Source organism: Marinobacter sp. R17, from assembly GCF_003789045.1.
GTDB classification, from domain to species: domain Bacteria; phylum Pseudomonadota; class Gammaproteobacteria; order Pseudomonadales; family Oleiphilaceae; genus Marinobacter_A; species Marinobacter_A mangrovi.
The window spans coordinates 1-18,106 of record NZ_RHGZ01000023.1 but is presented as its reverse complement, the minus strand read 5'-3'; the positions used below and the strand labels follow the sequence as shown (position 1 = coordinate 18,106).

Below are 18,106 nucleotides of genomic sequence, written 5' to 3'. Positions count from 1 at the left end.
GACGCGTGGGGCCTTTAAACCGGTGTTGGCGTCCCGTCCAGCTGGACTGCTTCAGGCCCCTGGTGTACCAACAGGTGCGGCGCTCTTCAGGTGCCTTTCACCTGCATCCTATTCAGGATTCTAACTGGAAGCTTATACGCTCTTCTAATCGTCGTCACCCTCCGCGTGACCCGATTTGACCACATTCACCAGTTCGCCCTGGTCGTTGTAGACGAGCCGGTAGCCCGCATAGCGGGGCTTGTGCGCGACCTTTTCCAGGCTGCGCATGGATTTGACGGGAATATCGATCACCAGTGAGTTCACCAGCCAGCTGGGGATGGCGCCGTTGGGTTCGGTGTGCTGGACCCAGGTCATGCGGGTGCGTTGCGGTCCAAGGGGCTCAAAGCGATACAGGGTGTCCGATTTATCCACGCGCACGTAGTCGTCATCTTCCGCCCGCGCCCCGGGGACGGCATTCAGATCCATTTCCACCACGCCACTTTGCCGGTCGCCATGGGTGCGAATGCGCAGGACGTAGTCGCGATCCTGCACTGGCCAGGGCATGTCGTTGACGGAGTAAGCGTAGCGGTCATGGAAGTTGCCATCACCGAAGGCTTCCGACGCCGCGCAGTTGTGGACCCATTCCAGGCAGGATTCGGGATTGATCATTACCGCCATCAGCTCCGCCATGGACACGTCCAGGTCCGCCACCGCCTTGAAGGCCTCGAAATCCGAATCCTTGACCTCGGTGGTGTAGATGCGGATGTTGTCGTCCTCCTTCTGCAACTGCCAGTCCGCGTCCAGTGGCGGCAGGGTGCCGGCATGGCCCAAAGCTGGTGTGAGCAGGGCGGTCAGAAGCAGGGAAAAGCGTGTGCGTGTCGTCAGTCTCAACGGGGGATCCTTCTTTTCGGCGATAGTGGGCGGTACGATAACACGCGCTTTAAACGCCAGAATGATACCTGACCGGCAGTTTTGGGGATCCGCCGAGCGCTGTCCCCATCGGCCTGATCGGGCGCTGTCAGAATAAGGACAACCACCACTCATGGACCTGATCCAGCCCTCCGGACAGCCCCTTACCGGTGTTCTCGATACACCGATTGACCACGTTAACTATTGCGATTTTGACCTGCGCTCGGTGATGGACCGACCGCGTTCACGGGTGGCCCGGTATTGGCGATTCAATCAGTTCCAGTTCATCAGCGCGATGGGACCGGACTGGCTGATGGGGCTGGCGGTGGTGGACCTGAGGCTGGTCAGCAACGCCTTCTTCTATATCTTTGATTTCCGTACTGGCGAGATGCGTGAGCAGAGCTGGCTCAGTCCGCTGGCGCTGGGCACCGATTGCGATCAGTATCCGGAGCATGGCCATGGCCGCTTTCATCGGGGCAGGACGCGCATCGATATCCAGGGTGACGGGCACCAGCGACATGTTGAGCTGTCAGCGGGCGATGTGTCTTTGAACCTGACGCTGAGCGGTGACTCGGCTCCTCTGCGGGTCTGCAGTCGCGCCGGCTATGACGGCTGGGTCTTCACCCGTAAATCGGCCGGTCTGGCGGTGAGTGGTGAGGCTCGCTGGGGCGATCGGGTGTATGCGATGGATGAGCGCATGCGCGGCACGATCGACTGGAGTGCGGGTTTCATGCGCCGGGAAACGGCCTGGAACTGGGCCTGTCTGGCCGGAACGGCGGATGACGGCACGGTTGTCGGTCTGAACCTGGCCGCGGGCGTCAACGAGACCGGCGTGACCGAAAACGCCCTGTGGCTGGATGGGACACTCATCAAACTGGATCTGGCCCGGTTCGAGTTCGATCGTTATGCGCCGGATTCCGCCTGGCGGGTCACCACGTCTGACGGGCGCGTCGACCTCACGTTTGAACCGGCCGGCGTGCGGCGAGAGAAACTGAATGTGGGGCTGCTGGCGTCCAATTTCCGCCAATACTCGGGGACGTTCAACGGCCATGTTGTGGGCAACGACGGGCAACGGGTGGCGGTGTCAGGCATGCGCGGGCTGATGGAGGATCATTTTGCCCGCTGGTAGGCGAATCACGGACCGACACGAGGCGCGCCGGTCCGGATGGTCTACTGTTGGTGTTCGGGCAGGGTGACGTTCAGTTCCAGTACCGAGCAATCGTCATTGCGATCCAGCTCGACCTGCACCATGTCGTCATCGATCTGCACGTACTTGCGAATCACGGCAATCAGTTCCTGCTGCAACTGTGGCAGGTAGTCCGGCTGATCCCGCATGCCACGTTCATGGGCGACGATGATCTGCAATCGCTCCTTGGCGACATTTGCCGTGTTCTTCTTCTTACTCTTGAAGTAGTCGAAAAAACTCATTCGGCGTCACCCCTTGAACATGCGTGAGAAAAATCCCTTTTTGGCCGCAGTCAGGAAGCGGTGCTCGCGCTCTTCACCCAGCAGTCGGCCCACCGCATCCTCGTAGGCCTGGCCGGCATCGCTATCGTCTTCCAGGATGACCGGGAGCCCCTGGTTCGACGCGTTCAGAACGATCTGGGACTCCGGAATGACACCCAGCAGCGGAATGGCGAGGATCTCTTCCACGTCGCCGACCGACAGCATCTCGCCCCGATCGACGCGGTCCGGGTTGTAGCGGGTCAGCAGCAGGTGTTCCTTGACCGGATCCAGCCCCATCTCCGAACGCCGGGACTTGCTCTGCAGAATGCCCAGGATGCGATCCGAATCGCGCACCGAGGAAACTTCCGGGTTGGTGACAACGATCGCCTCGTCGGCGTAATAGAGCGCCATCTGCGCGCCGTGCTCGATTCCGGCCGGGGAGTCGCAGACGATGTAGTCGAAGGTTTCGGCCAGCTCGTTCAAAACCTTCTCGACGCCTTCCTGGGTCAGCGCTTCTTTCTCACGCGTCTGGGAGGCGGGCAGGATGTAGAGGGTTTCAACCCGCTTGTCCTTGATCAGCGCCTGGTTGAGGGAGGCTTCGCCCTGGATCACGTTGACGAAGTCGTACACCACACGACGCTCGCAGTTCATGATGAGATCGAGGTTGCGCAGGCCCACGTCGAAGTCGATGACTACGGTCTTGAAGCCGCGACGCGCCAGGCCGGTGCTGATCGAGGCGCTGGTTGTGGTCTTGCCCACGCCACCTTTACCTGAGGTAACGACGATTATCTTAGCCAAGGTTGCAGTCCTGTTAGCTGAAAGTGAAGCGTTCTATCAATTCAATGGCCCGGTAGGGCGATTCCCTGTTTCCGGCCTCTCTGGCATCAAGCCGGAGGCTTATTATTCGGAGCCCGTTGTCGGGTCTCCTATTTGTCGAGTGGCGTGACCACCAGCAAATCATCCTTGAGCTGGAGCTGTACAGCCTGCTTCCAGCCGTGTTCCTGCAGATCTTCCGAGATTTTATAGTGTCCGGCAATGGAGACAAGCTCTGCTTCCAGTGATTGGCAGAAAACCCGCGCTTCTGAGAGGCCGTGCACACCCGCCAGGGCGCGACCGCGCAATGGGCCGTAGACATGGATGTTGCCGGCGGCCAGAACTTCGGCACCGGCCTGAACCGGCGCCAGGATAATCAGGTCGCCTTCAGGTGCATAGACCTGCTGGCCGGAGCGGACTGGCTGGGTAACCAGCCGAGCCGCCGCCGGAACAGGACCGGCGGCGGTTGGCGCTGGATCGGGCGTGGTCGGCGCCGCTTCCTCAACCGCGGGTTCGGCCGGTTCCGGCGCCCGGGGTTCGCGCTGTGCGGTGGCCGGCAGCAGCGCCAAGGCGGCATTTCGGGCCAACCGTCGCTGGTCGTCGTCGCCCCCGCGAACCGCAACCACATGGATGTTGTGGCGGCGGCAGATGCCAATCAGTTTGAAGAAGTCCAGCTCGGCCGTCGGGCCTTCGTATTTTTCCAGGCTCACGACCAGCGGAATGTCCCGGAAAAAGCCTGGCGCCTGGCGGATCTTGTCGCGCAGGGTTTCCTCGAAGGCGTCTTCCTCAAAGAAATGCAGTTCCAGGGCGGTCAGCGAGACGTTCGCGCCCTTGAGCTGGAAGCATTGACTGGTTTGAGTGGCGTCCGCTTCCGGCATCAGCGTCCTTCTCCGTCGTTGGTGTTGTCGTCAGTGGATTCAGAATCCAGGGAGTCGAGCGGCGACGCCCGGAAGACCAGCGCCCGCCCGTCGAACGCAATGCCCGACCAGCCGGTGCTCATGAATTGTCTGATGTTAGCGTGGCTGCTTCCGGACGGATCATCCATTACGGTGCGGTAATGGCGCCCGAAACACGCCAAAGTTTGCTGTTCGGCCAGACCAGCCAGTTGGCCCAGGGCGAAGATGCGGCAGGAGCCGCCGTTTTCGTCGGGGCGATTTTCCAGAAGTCCGTTGCGAAACGCGGTCGGGGTGAACTCGAAGAAACGGTCTACCAGCGCCAGGGTGTCCTCAAAGTCGGAACGCCCTGCGTCGAGGGCCGCAAGATGGACGCGCAGGGCGTTCTGGAAATCCATCATTGGTCCGACTTGCCGGTGGGCTGCTTGCTACCGGTCTGGTAGCGGGCCTTCCACTCCTCGTAGGGCATGCCGTAGATGAGTTCCCGGGCTTCCGGGTCGGACAGTTCCTGACCGCGGGATTCGGCTTCGGCGCGGTACCATTTAGACAGGCAGTTACGGCAGAATCCGGCCAGGTTCATCAGATCGATGTTCTGGACGTCGGTGTGGGTGCGCAGATGCTCGACCAGCCGACGAAACACCGCCGCTTCGATTTCGGTTTGATCCGGGGTCCGGTCAGTCATTGCAGGCGTCTCCTCTTGATGAATCCTGACATTCTCGGCATACAGCGGTAAGATACAAGTCTGTATAAATATACAGTCATTCGATCTGGCAGGTTAGCCCGGGGTTATGGCACAACGCAAAATCATTCATCTGGACTGCGACTGCTTTTATGCGGCGGTGGAAATGCGGGACGATCCGTCGCTGCGGACTGTGCCGCTGGCCGTGGGTGGCGGTGGGGCGCGTGGCGTCGTGTCCACCTGCAACTATCTGGCCCGGGAATACGGCATCCACTCGGCCATGCCGGGTGCCGAGGCGCGGCGGCGCTGTCCGGATCTGGTCACTGTGCCGGTGGATATGGCGCGCTACCGGTCGGTGTCGCAGCAGGTAATGGCTATTTTCCGGGAACTGACCGATCTCATCGAACCGTTGTCCCTGGACGAGGCCTTCCTGGATGTGAGCGACGTCGAGGACCATAAAGGCAGTGCCACGCTGATGGCGCGCTACCTGCGTGAGCGGGTGCGGGAAAAGGTGGGTATTACGGTGTCGGCCGGCGTGGCACCCAACAAATTTCTCGCCAAGATCGCCAGTGACTGGGAAAAGCCCGATGGCCTGTTCGTGATCCGGCCTGAGGATGTGGACGCGTTCGTGGTCAATCTGCCGGTGGAAAAACTGTTCGGTGTCGGCAAAGTCACCGCCGGCAAACTGCACGATATGGGCGCGACCACCTGCGGCCAACTGCAGCAGTTCAGCCGGGAGGATCTGGTGGAACGCTTCGGCCGCCACGGCGCCCGTCTCTATCACATGGCCAGAGGTGAGGATAACCGGCCGGTGACGGTGACCCGGATCGCCAAGTCGGTGTCGGTGGAGCGGACGTTTTCCCAGGATTTGCCCAATCGCGAGGCCTGCTATCGCGTGATGGCGTCGCTGGTGCAGGATCTGGAGCGCCGCCTGAGCCGCAAGTCCGACCGGCCGATCCACAAACTGTTCGTCAAATTGCGCTACAGCGACTTTTCCACCCACACACTGGAGCGGGTGCGGGATCGTATCGAGGTCCCGGCCGCGGAGGATTTCCAGCCGTTGCTGGAAGAGCTTTACAAGCAGGCCGATCGGCCGGTACGTCTGCTGGGGCTGGGGGTGCGCTTCCGCGATGACGCGGCGCCAACGCGCCAGTTACGTCTGTTTGAGTAAACCGGCTGATCAGGCGAGCAGCATAAACGTCGGCAGGGCATAAGACGCCACGGTTCCCATGCTCCCGCCAATCACGGCACCGGCCAGCACGTCGCTGGGATAGTGCAGGCCCAGCACCACGCGGGACGCCGCCACACTCAGCGTGAAGGGCAGGATCAGCAGGGCCAGCTCAGGCAGCGTCATGGCCAGCAGCGTATTGAAGCAGACCGCGTGCAGCGTGTGGCCGGACGGGAAGCTGTAGCGGTCCAGAGGCGGTGTGCCGCAATGGATCGCCGGGAACGAAATAAACGGTCGCTCGCGGATCAGGGTTTTCTTCAACCCCTTGTAGGTCAGGGTACAGACGCCGCCAGTCGCTGCCATCAGCAGTGCGAGCGCAAGGCCGGCCTGAGGGTGCAGGATGGGCAGGGCGAGGATCAGGGCGTACCAGAACCAGCCGTCACCCAGCCGGCTCACCACCCGGAAGTAGGGCAGGACGAACCGGTAGCGCAGGCAACCGTTGATGCTCTGACACAGCAGGAATTCCCGCTGGTCGACCCGTTCAAAGAAGCGAGACGCTTTGCTTGCCGGCATGACGTTTCTCCCGGTAACGGAGATTGAACACGATGTTTTCGAACTGTTCGACCAGTCCGGGCCAGTGGATATCCAGGGCATCCAGGCGGGCCTGGCTACGCAGTCGGCTGACGAGCGACGGCTGATCCGCCAGCCGCAGGGCCGCTTCGACAAAGCCGGCGGCGTCATCGAGGGGCACTTTCATGCCGTTTTCCTCATGGCGCAGGTACTCGCTGGCGGCCGCGTCGTCAAAGGCCACCAGGGCCAGGCCGCTGGCCATGGCTTCGGTGACCACGTTGCCGAAGGTTTCTGTTTTGCTGGGAAACAGGAACAGGTCGGCTGACGCGTAGTGGCGGGCCAGTGCTTCACCCCGCTGCATGCCGCAGAAAATGTAATCAGGATGGCGTTCTTGCAGGCGTCGGTGCAGTGGCCCGTCACCGACCAGAATCAGTTTGGCGCGCGGGTGGATATGACGCAGGCGCTCGAAGGTGGACACCACCAGCGCCAGGTTTTTTTCCGCAGCCAGGCGGCCTACGTAGATAACCCCGAGGTCGCGATCGCCAAGGTGCCAGCTTTCCCGCAGAGCCTTGTCTCGACGGCCGGGTGCAAACCGCTCGCAATCCACTCCGCGGCTCCAGACCGCGACCGGGGCGACACCCATGCGATGCAGCCGCGACTGCATGCAGCGTGTCGGCACCAGCGTGAGCTGGGTCCGGTTGTGGAACCAGCGCAGGTAACCTTCGATCGCTTTCTTTAGCCAGCCGGCCCGGTAGTGCTGGCTGTACTGGTGGAAATTGGTGTGGAAGCCGGAGCAGACCGGAATCTGCAGACGGCGGGCCGCATTCAGTGCCGCCAGGCCCAGCGGCCCTTCGGTGGCGACATAGACGACATCGGGGCGCGCCTTCTGCCAGTGACGAACCAGTCGTCCGGCCCGGGTCAGTCCGAACTGCAGCTCTGGGTAGCCGGGCAGGGGCAGGCCAAACAGGGTGAGGGTCTGATCGATGCCGGGCGATGCGGCTGATTTGCTCTCGCCCTTTTGGTGTGGGCGGATCACCGACAACCGATGGCCGCGGCTGCGCAGGCCCTCGCAGAGTTTGCCCAGGGTGTGGGCCACGCCGTTGATTTCCGGCGGGAAGGTCTCGGTGACGATGGCGATGTGTCGCTGACGCTCGATCAAGTGCGCTCCGTCATGACGGCGACTCGGGCCGGCTGGATGGTTTGGGGTATAGTCAGTACGCTTTCCTGCCAGCGAGTCCGGGTGAATCTCTGGAGCAACGCGCGCTCAGGGTGCGCCGTTGCCGCTCATTCCACTATGGAAAGGCCAGATGACAGTTAGACGACAGCCCCGTGACATTCCGTTGAACAATGCACCGGCTTTGGAGATGTAGATATGCAAATGCGCAAGTTGGGACGTACCGACCTCGAGGTCAGCCTGATCTGCCTGGGGACCATGACCTGGGGCCAGCAGAATAACGAAGCCGAGGCGTTCGAACAGCTGGACTACGCGACGACCAATGGCATCAACTTTATCGATGCCGCCGAAATGTACCCGGTGCCGCCGCGTAAAGAGACCCAGGGCGCGACCGAGAGCTGCCTGGGCAACTGGTTGCACCAGCGTGGTCGCCGGGACGACCTGATCATCGCCTCCAAGGTCGCCGGTCCGGGCAACGGTCTGGACTATCTGCGTGACGGGCCCCGCCTGACACGGCCTCATATTCGCGCGGCGGTGGAATCGAGCCTGCAGCGGCTGAAAACCGACTACATCGACCTGTACCAGGTGCACTGGCCGGATCGGAACACCAATTTTTTCGGCAAGCTGGGCTATCAGCATAACGCCGACGAGCAGGCGACCCCGATCGAGGAGACGCTGGAAGCCCTGGCTGAGCTGGTGCAGGAAGGCAAGATCCGCCATATCGGCCTGTCCAATGAAACACCCTGGGGTACCATGCGCTACCTGCAGCTGGCGGAGCAGCACGGTTGGCCACGGCCCGTGAGCATCCAGAATCCGTACAACCTGCTGAACCGCTCGTTCGAGGTGGGCGGTGCGGAAATCGCCCATCGAGAGGATGTGGGATTGCTGGCCTATTCGCCGCTGGCGTTCGGCGTGCTGTCCGGCAAATACCTGGGTGGCCAGAAGCCGGACGGCGCCCGCCTGACCCTGTTCGAGCGTTTCCAGCGCTACAACGGTGAGCGGGCCGATGCGGCCACCCGGGCCTACGCTGAACTGACGGCACAGCACGGTCTGAGCCTGACGCAACTGGCGCTGGCCTACGTGAACAGTCGAAGCTTCCTGACCAGCAACATTATCGGCGCCACCACCATGGCGCAGTTGCAGGAAAACGTGGCGTCGGCGGAGGTGACGCTCTCGGACGACGTGTTGCAGGCGATTGAAGACCTGCACGCTGAATTCACCTACCCCTGCCCGTAGCGGGCTGTTCGGCCAGCGATTGGCCGGAACCGCACGATCCAGCCGTGCCCGGTGCCATTGCGCGCCCGGGGCGGCTGACGCATCATCGCAACACGGCTGATAACAATAACGGAATACCTGATGCGCCCGCGTCGCAAAGACAGTCTTACCGGCAAACTGCTCTCGGCTGCCATCCATTCGGTGGAACGGCGCCTGTTTTCGGACAACTTCAACATTTCCAACCAGACGCCGTACCGCACGATTCATCGTGACGGCATCATGAGCGTTCGTCATTACCAGCCTCTCGGCGTTGACGAAGTCCAGGTTGGCAACGAACCGCTGTCGGTATCGCCGCACCGTTTCCGGGTGCCGGTCCTGCTGGTGCCGCCGCTGGCCGCCACCTCCATGATTTTCGATCTGTTGCCGCAGCGGTCGCTGGTGCGCTACCTGCTGGCCAGGGGCTTTGACGTCTATCTGGTGGATTGGGGCGAGGTGACGGCCGATCACAGCGATCTCTCCTTGGAAACCTACGTGCTCGACTGGATGCCGGCTGCCCTTGAAGCGGTTCGGGAGGACAGTGGTCAGGCCGATGTGTCCATCTTCGCCTACTGCATGGGCGGACTGCTGTCGCTGATGTATGCGGCGGCCTCCGGCGATCGTCACATCCGCAATATGGTGACGGTGGCCAGCCCGGTGGATATGCACCAGATGGGAATCGCCGGCGGCTTCCTGTCTGCGGTCTATCGGCCGGCCCAGATCGTTTCCGGCGTGCTTAACGTGTCCCTTCTGGACCTGCCGGCGCGCTATTTCCACATTCCGGGCTGGATGAATGCCCTGGCGTTCAAACTGACCAATCCGGTCGGAAGCCTGGTCAGTTCGCTGGAACTGGCGGTCAACCTGTGGGACCGGGACTACGTGAAGGTGCACAGCACCATGCAGAAGTGGTTCAACGACATGGTTGATTACCCGGGCGAGACCATCAAGGGCATGGTGGTCCACATGGCGCTCAACAACCGCATGGCCCGGGGCAGCATTCGACTGGGTGGAGAAAAGGCCACGTTTGATCGCATTGATTGCGCGTTGCTGGCGTTTGCCGGAGAAACCGACAAGCTGGTGAGGGTGCCGGCTGCCCACAAGGTGATGGATATCGTCGCGTCAGAGGACCGGGAATTCTGCGTGGTTCCCGGCGGTCACGCCGGCGTTTTTGCCGGTGCCAGTGCGCCGGAAAACACCTGGCGGATCAGTGCGGATTGGCTGTCAAAACGGTCCGATTAGTTGCACTCGGGCAGACCTGAAAAATAACGTTACATGGCGTGACCGTTTATTGACAAAAAAGTGGCCGCCGGACGCCGGAATGCCGTCAAAGTTTGCGTTAAATCACATTTTACAGATCGTTCATTGATAGACTAATGTCTAACCAATTTGAATAGATATCGGGCATTTTCGGGCGTCTCCATGGTCATTCGCATCTTCCTCCTGCTGCTGGTTCTCAACTCGCTGGCCTTCATGGTCAAGGCAGATGCGGCCGAACGTGCCGAATACCGTCAGGATGCTTTCGACAACCGCTATACCTCGCAGGACACCATGCCAGACGATCTGCAGCAGGACGACGTGGATGCCGCGGTCGAGCTGGGCTCACGGCTGCTGCAGTGGCGTTTCTCACGCACCGACGATGACGGCAAACGCTACGCATCCGAGAGCTTTCAGGCCGATCACGGCCTGGCACTGATCGATCAGGGTGATGGCGCCTGCCTGAACCTGAAGTGGGATTTCTGAGCCAACCGGCCTGATTCGCCTACTGATTTTCCCCTGAAAACGTTGTCCCGCCGCCGCCCTCATGTGATGATCTTTTGGCACTGAACGATGGGCCTTCCGGTCGATTCACCGGATGACGTCCCGCTCTGGTCAAGGAGAGATTTATGGCGGTTGCACCGATTGTGTTTCCCCGGCCCGATGCCTGTGTCGATGCCATTATCGAACGGGTGGGGCGTGACATTACCCTGGGATTGCCCCTGGGACTGGGGAAACCCATTCATCTGGCCAATGCCCTCTACGCCCGGGCCAAGGCCGACCCCGGGCTGAAACTGCATATTGTGACCGCGATCTCGCCGCTCGCGCCCGCCGGCAAGTCGTCCCTGGAAAAGCGCTTCATCCAGCCCTTCGCGGAACGGCTGTTCGGGCACATTCCCGAGCTGGCCTACGCGCGGGATGTGGTGAATGGCCGGCTGCCCGACAACGTCACGGTCTCCGAGTTTTTCTTCAAGGCCGGCTCTTTCCTGAACAATCGCCAGCAGCAGCAGAACTACATCTGTACCAACTACACCCATGCAGTGCGCGATCTGATGGCGTTGGGCGTCAATGTGGTGGCGCAGATGGTGGCGCCGCAACCGGACGGCGGTAACGAGTCCTACAGTCTCAGTTGCAACCCGGACCTGACGCTGGATCTGATTCCGCGGCTGCGCGAACAGGCCAGTGAAGGGCGCGCGGTGGCGATCGTCGGCGAGGTGAACCGGGCGCTGCCTTACCTGGCCAATGACGCGGAAGTGCCGGCTCACGTGTTCGATTTGATGGTGGACGCGCCGGCCGATGACTATCCGCTGTTTCCTGTGCCCCAACAGCCCATCAAGCCCGCCGATCATCTGATCGGGTTCTACGCCAGTACGCTGCTGCGGGATGGTGGCACGCTGCAGGTGGGCATCGGCTCGCTGGGCGCCGCGGTGGTGCATTCAGCCATCCTGCGCCATCGGGATAACGAGGCCTATCGGCGCGTGTATGAGCATCTGGATGTGGCCGGTCGTTTCCCGGTCGCAACCGAGTGGGGCGGCGTCGAACCGTTCGATGAAGGGCTGTACGGCTGCAGCGAAATGATGGTCGACGGCTTCCTGCATCTGCTCAAGGCCGGCATCCTGACCCGGGCGGTCTACCCGGACACGGCCCTGCAGGAACTGATCAACGCCGGCAAACTGGGGCACGATGTGTCCCTGGCCACGCTCGACACCCTGCGAGCGGAGGAGTTGATCGATTCACCGCTACGGGCACGGGATGTCCAGTGGCTGCAGCAATTCGGTATTGTGCGTGACGACGTGGCGTTCCGCGGAGGGCGTTTGCAGGTCAGTGACATCAGCTTCGATCCGGACCTCGACGACGAGGAAGCCCGCGCGCTCATTGCGGCGATTCTGGGCACCCGGCTGACCGGTGGCACGGTGCTGCACGGTGGCTTCTACCTGGGTCCTGCGGACTTCTATGAGCAGTTGCGTCACCTGCCGCCCCACGAGGCGTCACAGATCTGCATGACCAGCGTGAATTTTATCAACCATCTCTACGATCACCGGTTTGGGGATCAGCGTCTCAAGGTCGCCCAGCGGCAGGAAAGCCGCTTCATCAATTCGGCGATGATGGCGACCCTCGATGGCAGCGTGGTCTCGGACGGTCTGGACGATGGCCGGGTGGTCAGCGGCGTCGGTGGTCAGTACAACTTCGTCGCCATGGCCCACGAACTGCCGCGGGGCCGCTCGATCCTGACCCTGCGCAGTACCCGGGGCAGTGGCGACAAGGCGCAGTCCAATATCGTCTTCAGCTACGGCCACTGCACGATTCCGCGCCACCTGCGGGACATCGTGATCACCGAATACGGCATTGCGGATCTGCGCGGTCGTTCCGACGAAGACGTCTACCTGGCTTTGATCCGTATCGCCGATGCCCGTTTCCAGCCGCAATTGCTGAAACAGGCGCAGAAAGCCGGTAAGGTGCGCGCCTCGTTCAAGCTGCCGGACGCCTGGCAGCGCAATACCCCCGACTCCGTTCGGCAGGCATTGCGGGCGGCGGGAGATAACGGATTTCCCGAGTTTCCTTTCGGCTGTGAGTTCACCGATGATGAGCTGACCCTGATGCGGGCATTGAAACGGCTGCAGGGCGCCTCCAAGTCACGGAGCGGAAAATTCAAGCTGTTGTGGCAGGCGATGCGGACGGAGCCGGCGGATGACGCCCTGGCACCGTATTTACGCCGCATGGATCTTGAATCACCTTCGGGGTGGCGGGCCAAGCTGGATCAGCGGTTGTTGATTCACGCACTGCGACACATTTAATTCTGCCGTGCGCCTGAGGGCGTGCGGCCGCAAGACAGGACCGGAGTTATGCAACGCTCTTCCATCTACACCGTTCACTACCGCCTGAAAAACCAGGAAGGCGAAGTGGTGGATACCTCCGACGGCGCGGAACCGCTGCAGTTCATGCTGGGCGCGGGCAACGTCATCCGGGGCCTCGAGGAAGCGGTCAAGGATCGCGGTATTGGTGACTGCCTGGAAGTGACCATTCCTCCGGAAATGGCTTACGGCGAGATCAATCCCGAGCTGATCCGCAAGGTGCCGCGGTCGGCGTTCGCCGGTGTGGAGGATCTCAAGCCGGGCATGAAGTTCCAGACCAACAGCGGTGAAGACGCGCAGATCGTGCAGGTGGTGGCGATCGACGGTAACCTGGTGAAGGTGGACGCCAATCACCCGCTGGCGGGTTTTACGCTCTACTTCGAACTGGAAATCATCAACAAGCGCGCGGCCACCGACGACGAAATGGCCGCCGGCCAGCCGCTGGAGCCCTGATTCCGCTTCAGGTGCCCAGATGCGGACGCGGCGGTTGGCCGTCGGGCTGGGCGCCCGGCTGGCCGGCGCCACGATGGATGTCCGCCAGACCCTGTCGGACAGTGGCGTACAGCTCCTGGACTTTAGCCGGGAGGTCGTCGTCTGCCGTCAGGTAAACCGGGGCATGCAGGATGATGTCCACCTGGACGGCCGGTTCCCGCAGCATGCGCACCAGGTGCTTCTCGAACTGGTCATCCCCTACAAACGGGGCCAGAGGGTCGGGATGCTGATCGCGTCGGTAGCCGATGCTGATAGGCTGGACCGGCACGCCGGCCGACACCGCTGCCGCCAATAGCCGACTGTGGAACGGCAAGACCGTGATGCCCACCGTCGTCGTGCCTTCCGGAAAAACCAGCACCGATTCCCCATGCCTCAGCGTCTCCGTGATCTGATCCCGGGTGGCATGGGCCTGTCCGCCGCCGCGGCGGATAAACAGCGTGCCCGCCTGCTCGGCCAGCCAGCCAATCACCGGCCAGCGCCGCACTTCGATCTTGGACAGGAACCGCAGGGGCACCACGCCGCCCAGGATCGGTATGTCCGACCAGGAAATGTGATTGCTGACAATCAACGCCGTGGTGTCGGGACGCTGCCCCCGGATGGTGACCCGAAAGCCGAGGCAGCGGGAGGCCAGCGCGAAGCAGAAGCGGGCAAACGGGGCCCGCCCGACGGATCGTCGGGTAAGGGTCTCGAACACGGTGATCACCGACGCCAGTGCGGCGCAAAACAGCAGCGCCACGCCGAACAGGGTCAGCCGTGAGGTGAGGCGCAGCGGTCGCATCAACATGCGGCAGACGCCTCCGCAGGACGCATGAAGTGGCGACTGTAGCGGCCGGCCAGTTGGCTGACTTCCAGCAGCACCAGCAGGTCGGCGCAGCGGAACTCCGGATCCCAGCAGGGCTCGCCGCAAACCCGGGCGCCCAGCCGCATGTAAGCGCGAATCAGTGGCGGAATGGCGACGCTGGCCTGACTGGCGGCGGACACATGCGTCAGGTGGGGCAGGTCGCGCTTGGGCTTGACCCGCTGGCTGGTGTCGGTCAGGTAGCGCTTCTGCAGTTGCTGGGTGATGCGCCAGGCTTTCAGGCCGCCGTCCGCCATCCCGATGCTGGCACAGCCGATCAGGTAGTCGACCTGTTCGCGAATCAGGTACTCGGCCAGGGAGGACCACAGCAGGCTGATGGTGGCGCCGTTGCGGTAATCCGGGTGGACGCAGGTGCGTCCCAGTTCGGCGAGCTGTCCCGGAAGTCGGCGCAGGCTGTCCAGTTCGAACTCGCCTTCCGAGTAGAAGCCGCCGGCGTGTTCGGCATCGCGCTGGTGCAGTACGCGGGATGTGGCGACCAGTTCCCCGGTCAGGCTGTCGGTAACAATCAGGTGATCGCAATAGGCATCGTAGGTGTCCTGGTCGATGCCGGGTGTTGTGGCGCCGAGGTCAGAGCCGTACTCCTCCGAGAATACGCGGTAACGCAATCGTTGGGCCGCCTCCACTTGTGCAGGATCGCGTGTGATGGCGGCCTGCAGGCGGCGGGGGCTGCTGACGGAACGGGCTTGTTCTGCTGACATGACAGGTTTCTCTTTATGACCGTTTCCCGTCGAGCCTATGAATCGCGGATTGCAGTTGAATGAACGGTGTGTGACGTCCCCGTGACAGGAATCGTGATTTCGGGCCATGTCACGACTTGTTACTGTGGGGCTATTCCATGTATTTTTCTGAACAGCATGTATAATTGCTGTTACATGGCGTAGCTTCAGGCAGCGTGATTGCCGCGGTGATAACCTCAGTGGTCTCCGGCCTCCTCGGCAGGGCCGGTGCAATGCACCCCGGAACGGGCCGGAACCCGACGGCGGCAATCGACGGTAAACGGAAAAACAAAATCAGAGATGGATGGCGTGGAACAAGCTAACGAGAGTTGTAGAGTTCTCATTGTTGAGGATGACAAGCGCCTGGCGGATTTAACGCGGGAATATCTGGAAAGCAACGGCCTGACGGTGTCTGTTGAGGAAAACGGGGCCAATGCCGTCGAGCGTATCCGCCGGGAAGAGCCGGACATTATCGTCCTTGACCTGATGCTTCCGGGAGAGGATGGCCTCTCGATCTGCAGGCGGGTACGCCCGTTCTACACCGGACCGATCCTCATGTTGACGGCGCGTACCGACGATCTGGACCAGGTTCTGGGGCTGGAGATGGGCGCCGACGACTACATCTCCAAACCGGTGCGACCCCGGGTGTTGCTGGCGCGTATCCGGGCGCTGCTGCGCCGTGTCAACGACAAGAGCGAGAGTGAAGCCGAACCCAAGTCCACCGAAGAACCGGTGCGACTGGAGTTCAACGACCTGGTGGTCGATCGTTCCATGCGCGAGGCCTGGCTCAATAACGAGAGCATCGATCTCACCAGCGCCGAATTCGATCTGTTGTGGCTGCTGGCATCCAGCGCCGGCCGCGTCCTGAGCCGGGAAGAAATCTTTACCGCGCTGCGCGGCATTGAATACGATGGCCAGGACCGGTCCATCGACGTGCGCGTTTCCCGTATTCGACCGAAAATCGGTGACGACCCGGTACACCCGCGTCGCATCAAGACGGTACGCAGCAAGGGCTATCTGTTCGTCAAGGAAGCCTGACGGGACCATCTCTGTCTGATCCATCGCAACGGCGGAAGCTGTCCGGCCTGATCCGGTCCGACGTTGCGTTCATCGGAAAGGCCCTATGCCCCTAGTACCCTTCCTGAATATGTTCGGCCGCCTCCTGCTGGTGGCGCTCGTCATCCTGGCCCTGTCTGCCGGGCTGTACTCCGGAGTGAATTCGGTCCGCGAGCGCGATTGGCAAGAGCGCTTCGCCACCCCGTTGATGGACTGGCTCGCCGTTTCCCCACACCCCCAGATGAGTTACCCGTGGCTGGCTGCGCTGTACGGTCTGCGCCTGGAACCGGTCGGGCAGATGACGCTCGATCCGGTGGACGAAGAGCGTTTGTCCTACGGCCAGGTCGTGACCTCGACCGAGGGGCTGGGGGTGCGAGTGCGACGGCTGGCCAACTCCGGCGACATCATCGACGTGACCTTTCGTGACCTCTATCGGGACGTCAGTGAAGCGACGGCGCTACTGGTCCTGACCCATCTCAATGGCTTGCTGCCCCGGGACCGCTCGGCGGGCATGGATAGCCTGTCTGATGAACTGAATGTCGCTATCGAGCCGGTCACCGGAGCCTCTGATATTCCCGGCGGACCGACGTTGGAGCGCCTGGTGGAGCGGGGGCTGGCCTTCGTCCAGTTGGATAAATCGGATGCGGCGCGGGTCTACCTTCGGTTGAATGATGGCACTGTGGTGCGCATGGAGATGCCCGAGCCGTTCCACGCCATGGCCTGGTCGGTCATCCTGCTGGTGTTCTGTGTGGCGGCGGCCATCGCCGGCATCTTCCTGTATCTGCTGCTGCGGGACGTGGACCAGAACCTGCGGGCGGTGGAGTCCGTCGCCGTGCGCATTGCCCGGGGTGAGCTCAATGCCCGGGTCGACCCGCGACGCGGCCTGCTGGTACGCCGCCTGGGCCGAACCTTCAACAGCATGGCCGAACACATCCAGCGTCTGGTGGAAGTCCAGCGGGAAATGATTCACGCCGTGTCCCACGAACTGCGCACGCCGGTAGCGCGAATCCGGTTCGGCGTGCAGATGATAGAGGACTGCCCGGACGAAGCGTCCCGGGAAAAGCAGCTGACCGGCATCGACAGCGATATCCAGGAGCTGGACGAGCTGATCGACGAGATCCTCACCTACGCCCGGCTGGAGCAGGGCGGGCCCATCATGAACCTCCAGGAGGCCAACGTGGCGGACATCGCGCGGCAGGTGGTGGACGAGCAGCAGCGACTGCGACCGGCCATGCAGTTCAGTGCGGAGTTCGTGGGTGACAGCGAATCCTGGGCCCTGTCGGACGTGGAGCCGCGTTACATCCATCGGGCCCTGCAGAATCTGGTGGGCAATGCCGGGCGCTATGCTGCGGGCAAGGTGCGGGTTCGTTGCCAGTTCGATGAACAGAACTGCCGCATTGACGTGGAGGATGACGGTCCCGGTATCCCGGAGAGCGATTGGGAAAAGGTCTTCACGGCCTTTGCCCGTCTTGACGACAGTCGTACTCGCACGTCGGGGGGGTATGGACTGGGGCTGTCCATCGTACGGCGTATTCTCTACTGGCACGGCGGCCAGGCTTTTGTCACCCGCAGTGCGGATATGGGCGGCGCTGCGTTCAGTCTGGTATGGCCGCGCCGACAGGGCGAAAACAGCCATTGATCAGTGGCGATGAGAACCGTGTCGCACCGGCACACGTGTTGTAACAAACCGCTACACAAGCACCACTGACGCCTTGTTCCGGCCGGCCTAGGATGAAAAGCGTAAGGGATGACTACTTGAGGTTGTAGTTCTTACGAACTTTCCTTGTTTCATTCGTCATTTTTAGAGGGGCCATTTTTTGGCCCCTTTTTTTGTGCGCCCGGCACGGGCGCACTCCTGGAGGTGCAAGTCCTCCCGTGAGCTGGCCACAGCGAGCGAAGTGAAGCGCAACTGCGGAAGGGCGACCGACCGTGGGGAGGAAGCGTGGAGCGTAAACCGTGAGCCGATGAACAAGAATCGGATACGAGGCGCTGCCG

The 18,106-nt window shown here is 61.9% G+C and carries 19 protein-coding genes; 9 read left to right on the top strand and 10 right to left on the bottom strand.

Annotation, left to right across the window (positions count from 1 at the left end):
- Window positions 1-144: 144 nt before the first annotated feature.
- Complete coding sequence (locus EB809_RS15470) at window positions 145-870, bottom strand: START domain-containing protein (RefSeq protein WP_223807995.1); 726 nt, start codon at window positions 868-870, stop codon at window positions 145-147.
- A gap of 151 nt (window positions 871-1,021) precedes the next feature.
- On the opposite strand from EB809_RS15470, the gene EB809_RS15465 reads away from it, so the two are divergent.
- Window positions 1,022-2,017, top strand: coding sequence for a DUF2804 domain-containing protein (locus EB809_RS15465; protein WP_123635736.1), 996 nt, complete (start codon window positions 1,022-1,024; stop codon window positions 2,015-2,017).
- 41 nt (window positions 2,018-2,058) lie between these two features.
- Here the strand turns inward: EB809_RS15465 and minE are convergent, their stop codons facing one another.
- The 5 genes from minE to EB809_RS15440 form a co-directional block, all read right to left on the bottom strand.
- Complete coding sequence (gene minE / locus EB809_RS15460) at window positions 2,059-2,316, bottom strand: cell division topological specificity factor MinE (RefSeq protein ID WP_123635735.1); 258 nt, start codon at window positions 2,314-2,316, stop codon at window positions 2,059-2,061.
- A gap of 6 nt (window positions 2,317-2,322) precedes the next feature.
- A complete protein-coding gene (gene minD, locus EB809_RS15455; RefSeq protein ID WP_123635734.1) occupies window positions 2,323-3,132 on the bottom strand; it encodes a septum site-determining protein MinD in 810 nt (269 codons plus the stop codon).
- 128 nt (window positions 3,133-3,260) lie between these two features.
- Window positions 3,261-4,025, bottom strand: a complete 765-nt coding sequence (minC, locus tag EB809_RS15450; protein WP_123635733.1) for a septum site-determining protein MinC — start codon at window positions 4,023-4,025, stop codon at window positions 3,261-3,263.
- A complete protein-coding gene (locus EB809_RS15445) occupies window positions 4,025-4,441 on the bottom strand; it encodes a HopJ type III effector protein (protein WP_263317000.1) in 417 nt (138 codons plus the stop codon). The genes minC and EB809_RS15445 overlap by 1 nt, the downstream gene beginning before the upstream one ends.
- Window positions 4,438-4,722, bottom strand: a complete 285-nt coding sequence (locus EB809_RS15440) for a DUF1244 domain-containing protein (RefSeq protein ID WP_123635732.1) — start codon at window positions 4,720-4,722, stop codon at window positions 4,438-4,440. The genes EB809_RS15445 and EB809_RS15440 overlap by 4 nt, the downstream gene beginning before the upstream one ends.
- A gap of 106 nt (window positions 4,723-4,828) precedes the next feature.
- Here EB809_RS15440 and dinB point away from each other — a divergent pair, with 106 nt between their 5' ends.
- Window positions 4,829-5,890, top strand: a complete 1,062-nt coding sequence (gene dinB, locus EB809_RS15435) for a DNA polymerase IV (RefSeq protein ID WP_123635731.1) — start codon at window positions 4,829-4,831, stop codon at window positions 5,888-5,890.
- Window positions 5,891-5,899: 9 nt separating this feature from the next.
- Here the strand turns inward: dinB and EB809_RS15430 are convergent, their stop codons facing one another.
- Window positions 5,900-6,460 carry a phosphatase PAP2 family protein gene (locus EB809_RS15430; protein WP_123635730.1) on the bottom strand — a complete coding sequence of 187 codons (561 nt, stop codon included), beginning with the start codon at window positions 6,458-6,460 and terminating at the stop codon, window positions 5,900-5,902.
- Window positions 6,429-7,616: a glycosyltransferase family 4 protein gene (locus EB809_RS15425; protein WP_123635729.1), complete on the bottom strand. Its 1,188-nt coding sequence runs from the start codon at window positions 7,614-7,616 to the stop codon at window positions 6,429-6,431. The genes EB809_RS15430 and EB809_RS15425 overlap by 32 nt, the downstream gene beginning before the upstream one ends.
- A gap of 213 nt (window positions 7,617-7,829) precedes the next feature.
- Between EB809_RS15425 and EB809_RS15420 the strand changes: the two genes are divergently transcribed.
- From EB809_RS15420 to EB809_RS15400, 5 genes are all read left to right on the top strand, one after another.
- Complete coding sequence (locus EB809_RS15420; RefSeq protein ID WP_123635728.1) at window positions 7,830-8,867, top strand: NADP(H)-dependent aldo-keto reductase; 1,038 nt, start codon at window positions 7,830-7,832, stop codon at window positions 8,865-8,867.
- A 120-nt stretch (window positions 8,868-8,987) separates the two neighbouring features.
- The gene (locus EB809_RS15415; protein WP_123635727.1) at window positions 8,988-10,121 is read left to right on the top strand and encodes an alpha/beta fold hydrolase; all 1,134 of its coding nucleotides are present in this window, start codon (window positions 8,988-8,990) and stop codon (window positions 10,119-10,121) included.
- A 180-nt stretch (window positions 10,122-10,301) separates the two neighbouring features.
- The gene (locus tag EB809_RS15410; RefSeq protein ID WP_123635726.1) at window positions 10,302-10,622 is read left to right on the top strand and encodes a hypothetical protein; all 321 of its coding nucleotides are present in this window, start codon (window positions 10,302-10,304) and stop codon (window positions 10,620-10,622) included.
- 143 nt (window positions 10,623-10,765) lie between these two features.
- Window positions 10,766-12,931 carry an acetyl-CoA hydrolase/transferase C-terminal domain-containing protein gene (locus tag EB809_RS15405; protein ID WP_123635725.1) on the top strand — a complete coding sequence of 722 codons (2,166 nt, stop codon included), beginning with the start codon at window positions 10,766-10,768 and terminating at the stop codon, window positions 12,929-12,931.
- A gap of 48 nt (window positions 12,932-12,979) precedes the next feature.
- Entirely contained in the window at window positions 12,980-13,441 is a 462-nt protein-coding gene (locus tag EB809_RS15400) for a peptidylprolyl isomerase (RefSeq protein WP_123635724.1), read from the top strand.
- Window positions 13,442-13,448: 7 nt separating this feature from the next.
- On the opposite strand, the gene EB809_RS15395 is transcribed toward EB809_RS15400, so the two are convergent.
- Together EB809_RS15395 and EB809_RS15390 are read right to left on the bottom strand one after the other, a co-directional pair.
- On the bottom strand, window positions 13,449-14,264 hold the full coding sequence (locus EB809_RS15395; protein WP_123635723.1) for a lysophospholipid acyltransferase family protein: 816 nt from the start codon (window positions 14,262-14,264) through the stop codon (window positions 13,449-13,451).
- Entirely contained in the window at window positions 14,258-15,037 is a 780-nt protein-coding gene (locus tag EB809_RS15390; RefSeq protein ID WP_123635722.1) for a GNAT family N-acetyltransferase, read from the bottom strand. Before EB809_RS15390 ends, EB809_RS15395 begins: the two co-directional genes overlap by 7 nt.
- Window positions 15,038-15,355: 318 nt before the next feature.
- Here EB809_RS15390 and EB809_RS15385 point away from each other — a divergent pair, with 318 nt between their 5' ends.
- Together EB809_RS15385 and EB809_RS15380 are read left to right on the top strand one after the other, a co-directional pair.
- Window positions 15,356-16,093, top strand: coding sequence for a response regulator (locus EB809_RS15385; RefSeq protein WP_123635721.1), 738 nt, complete (start codon window positions 15,356-15,358; stop codon window positions 16,091-16,093).
- A gap of 85 nt (window positions 16,094-16,178) precedes the next feature.
- The gene (locus EB809_RS15380; RefSeq protein WP_123635720.1) at window positions 16,179-17,750 is read left to right on the top strand and encodes an ATP-binding protein; all 1,572 of its coding nucleotides are present in this window, start codon (window positions 16,179-16,181) and stop codon (window positions 17,748-17,750) included.
- Window positions 17,751-18,106: the final 356 nt, after the last annotated feature.

Excerpts from the sequence above, each read along its gene's own strand:
- EB809_RS15465 (WP_123635736.1), top strand. The coding sequence starts at position 1,022 with ATGGACCTGATCCAGCCCTCCGGACAGCCCCTTACCGGTGTTCTCGAT.
- minE (WP_123635735.1), bottom strand. The coding sequence starts at position 2,316 with ATGAGTTTTTTCGACTACTTCAAGAGTAAGAAGAAGAACACGGCAAAT.
- minC (WP_123635733.1), bottom strand. The coding sequence starts at position 4,025 with ATGCCGGAAGCGGACGCCACTCAAACCAGTCAATGCTTCCAGCTCAAG.
- EB809_RS15445 (WP_263317000.1), bottom strand. The coding sequence starts at position 4,441 with ATGATGGATTTCCAGAACGCCCTGCGCGTCCATCTTGCGGCCCTCGAC.
- EB809_RS15440 (WP_123635732.1), bottom strand. The coding sequence starts at position 4,722 with ATGACTGACCGGACCCCGGATCAAACCGAAATCGAAGCGGCGGTGTTT.
- dinB (WP_123635731.1), top strand. The coding sequence starts at position 4,829 with ATGGCACAACGCAAAATCATTCATCTGGACTGCGACTGCTTTTATGCG.
- EB809_RS15430 (WP_123635730.1), bottom strand. The coding sequence starts at position 6,460 with ATGCCGGCAAGCAAAGCGTCTCGCTTCTTTGAACGGGTCGACCAGCGG.
- EB809_RS15420 (WP_123635728.1), top strand. The coding sequence starts at position 7,830 with ATGCAAATGCGCAAGTTGGGACGTACCGACCTCGAGGTCAGCCTGATC.
- EB809_RS15415 (WP_123635727.1), top strand. The coding sequence starts at position 8,988 with ATGCGCCCGCGTCGCAAAGACAGTCTTACCGGCAAACTGCTCTCGGCT.
- EB809_RS15410 (WP_123635726.1), top strand. The coding sequence starts at position 10,302 with ATGGTCATTCGCATCTTCCTCCTGCTGCTGGTTCTCAACTCGCTGGCC.
- EB809_RS15405 (WP_123635725.1), top strand. The coding sequence starts at position 10,766 with ATGGCGGTTGCACCGATTGTGTTTCCCCGGCCCGATGCCTGTGTCGAT.
- EB809_RS15400 (WP_123635724.1), top strand. The coding sequence starts at position 12,980 with ATGCAACGCTCTTCCATCTACACCGTTCACTACCGCCTGAAAAACCAG.
- EB809_RS15395 (WP_123635723.1), bottom strand. The coding sequence starts at position 14,264 with ATGTTGATGCGACCGCTGCGCCTCACCTCACGGCTGACCCTGTTCGGC.
- EB809_RS15390 (WP_123635722.1), bottom strand. The coding sequence starts at position 15,037 with ATGTCAGCAGAACAAGCCCGTTCCGTCAGCAGCCCCCGCCGCCTGCAG.
- EB809_RS15385 (WP_123635721.1), top strand. The coding sequence starts at position 15,356 with ATGGATGGCGTGGAACAAGCTAACGAGAGTTGTAGAGTTCTCATTGTT.
- EB809_RS15380 (WP_123635720.1), top strand. The coding sequence starts at position 16,179 with ATGCCCCTAGTACCCTTCCTGAATATGTTCGGCCGCCTCCTGCTGGTG.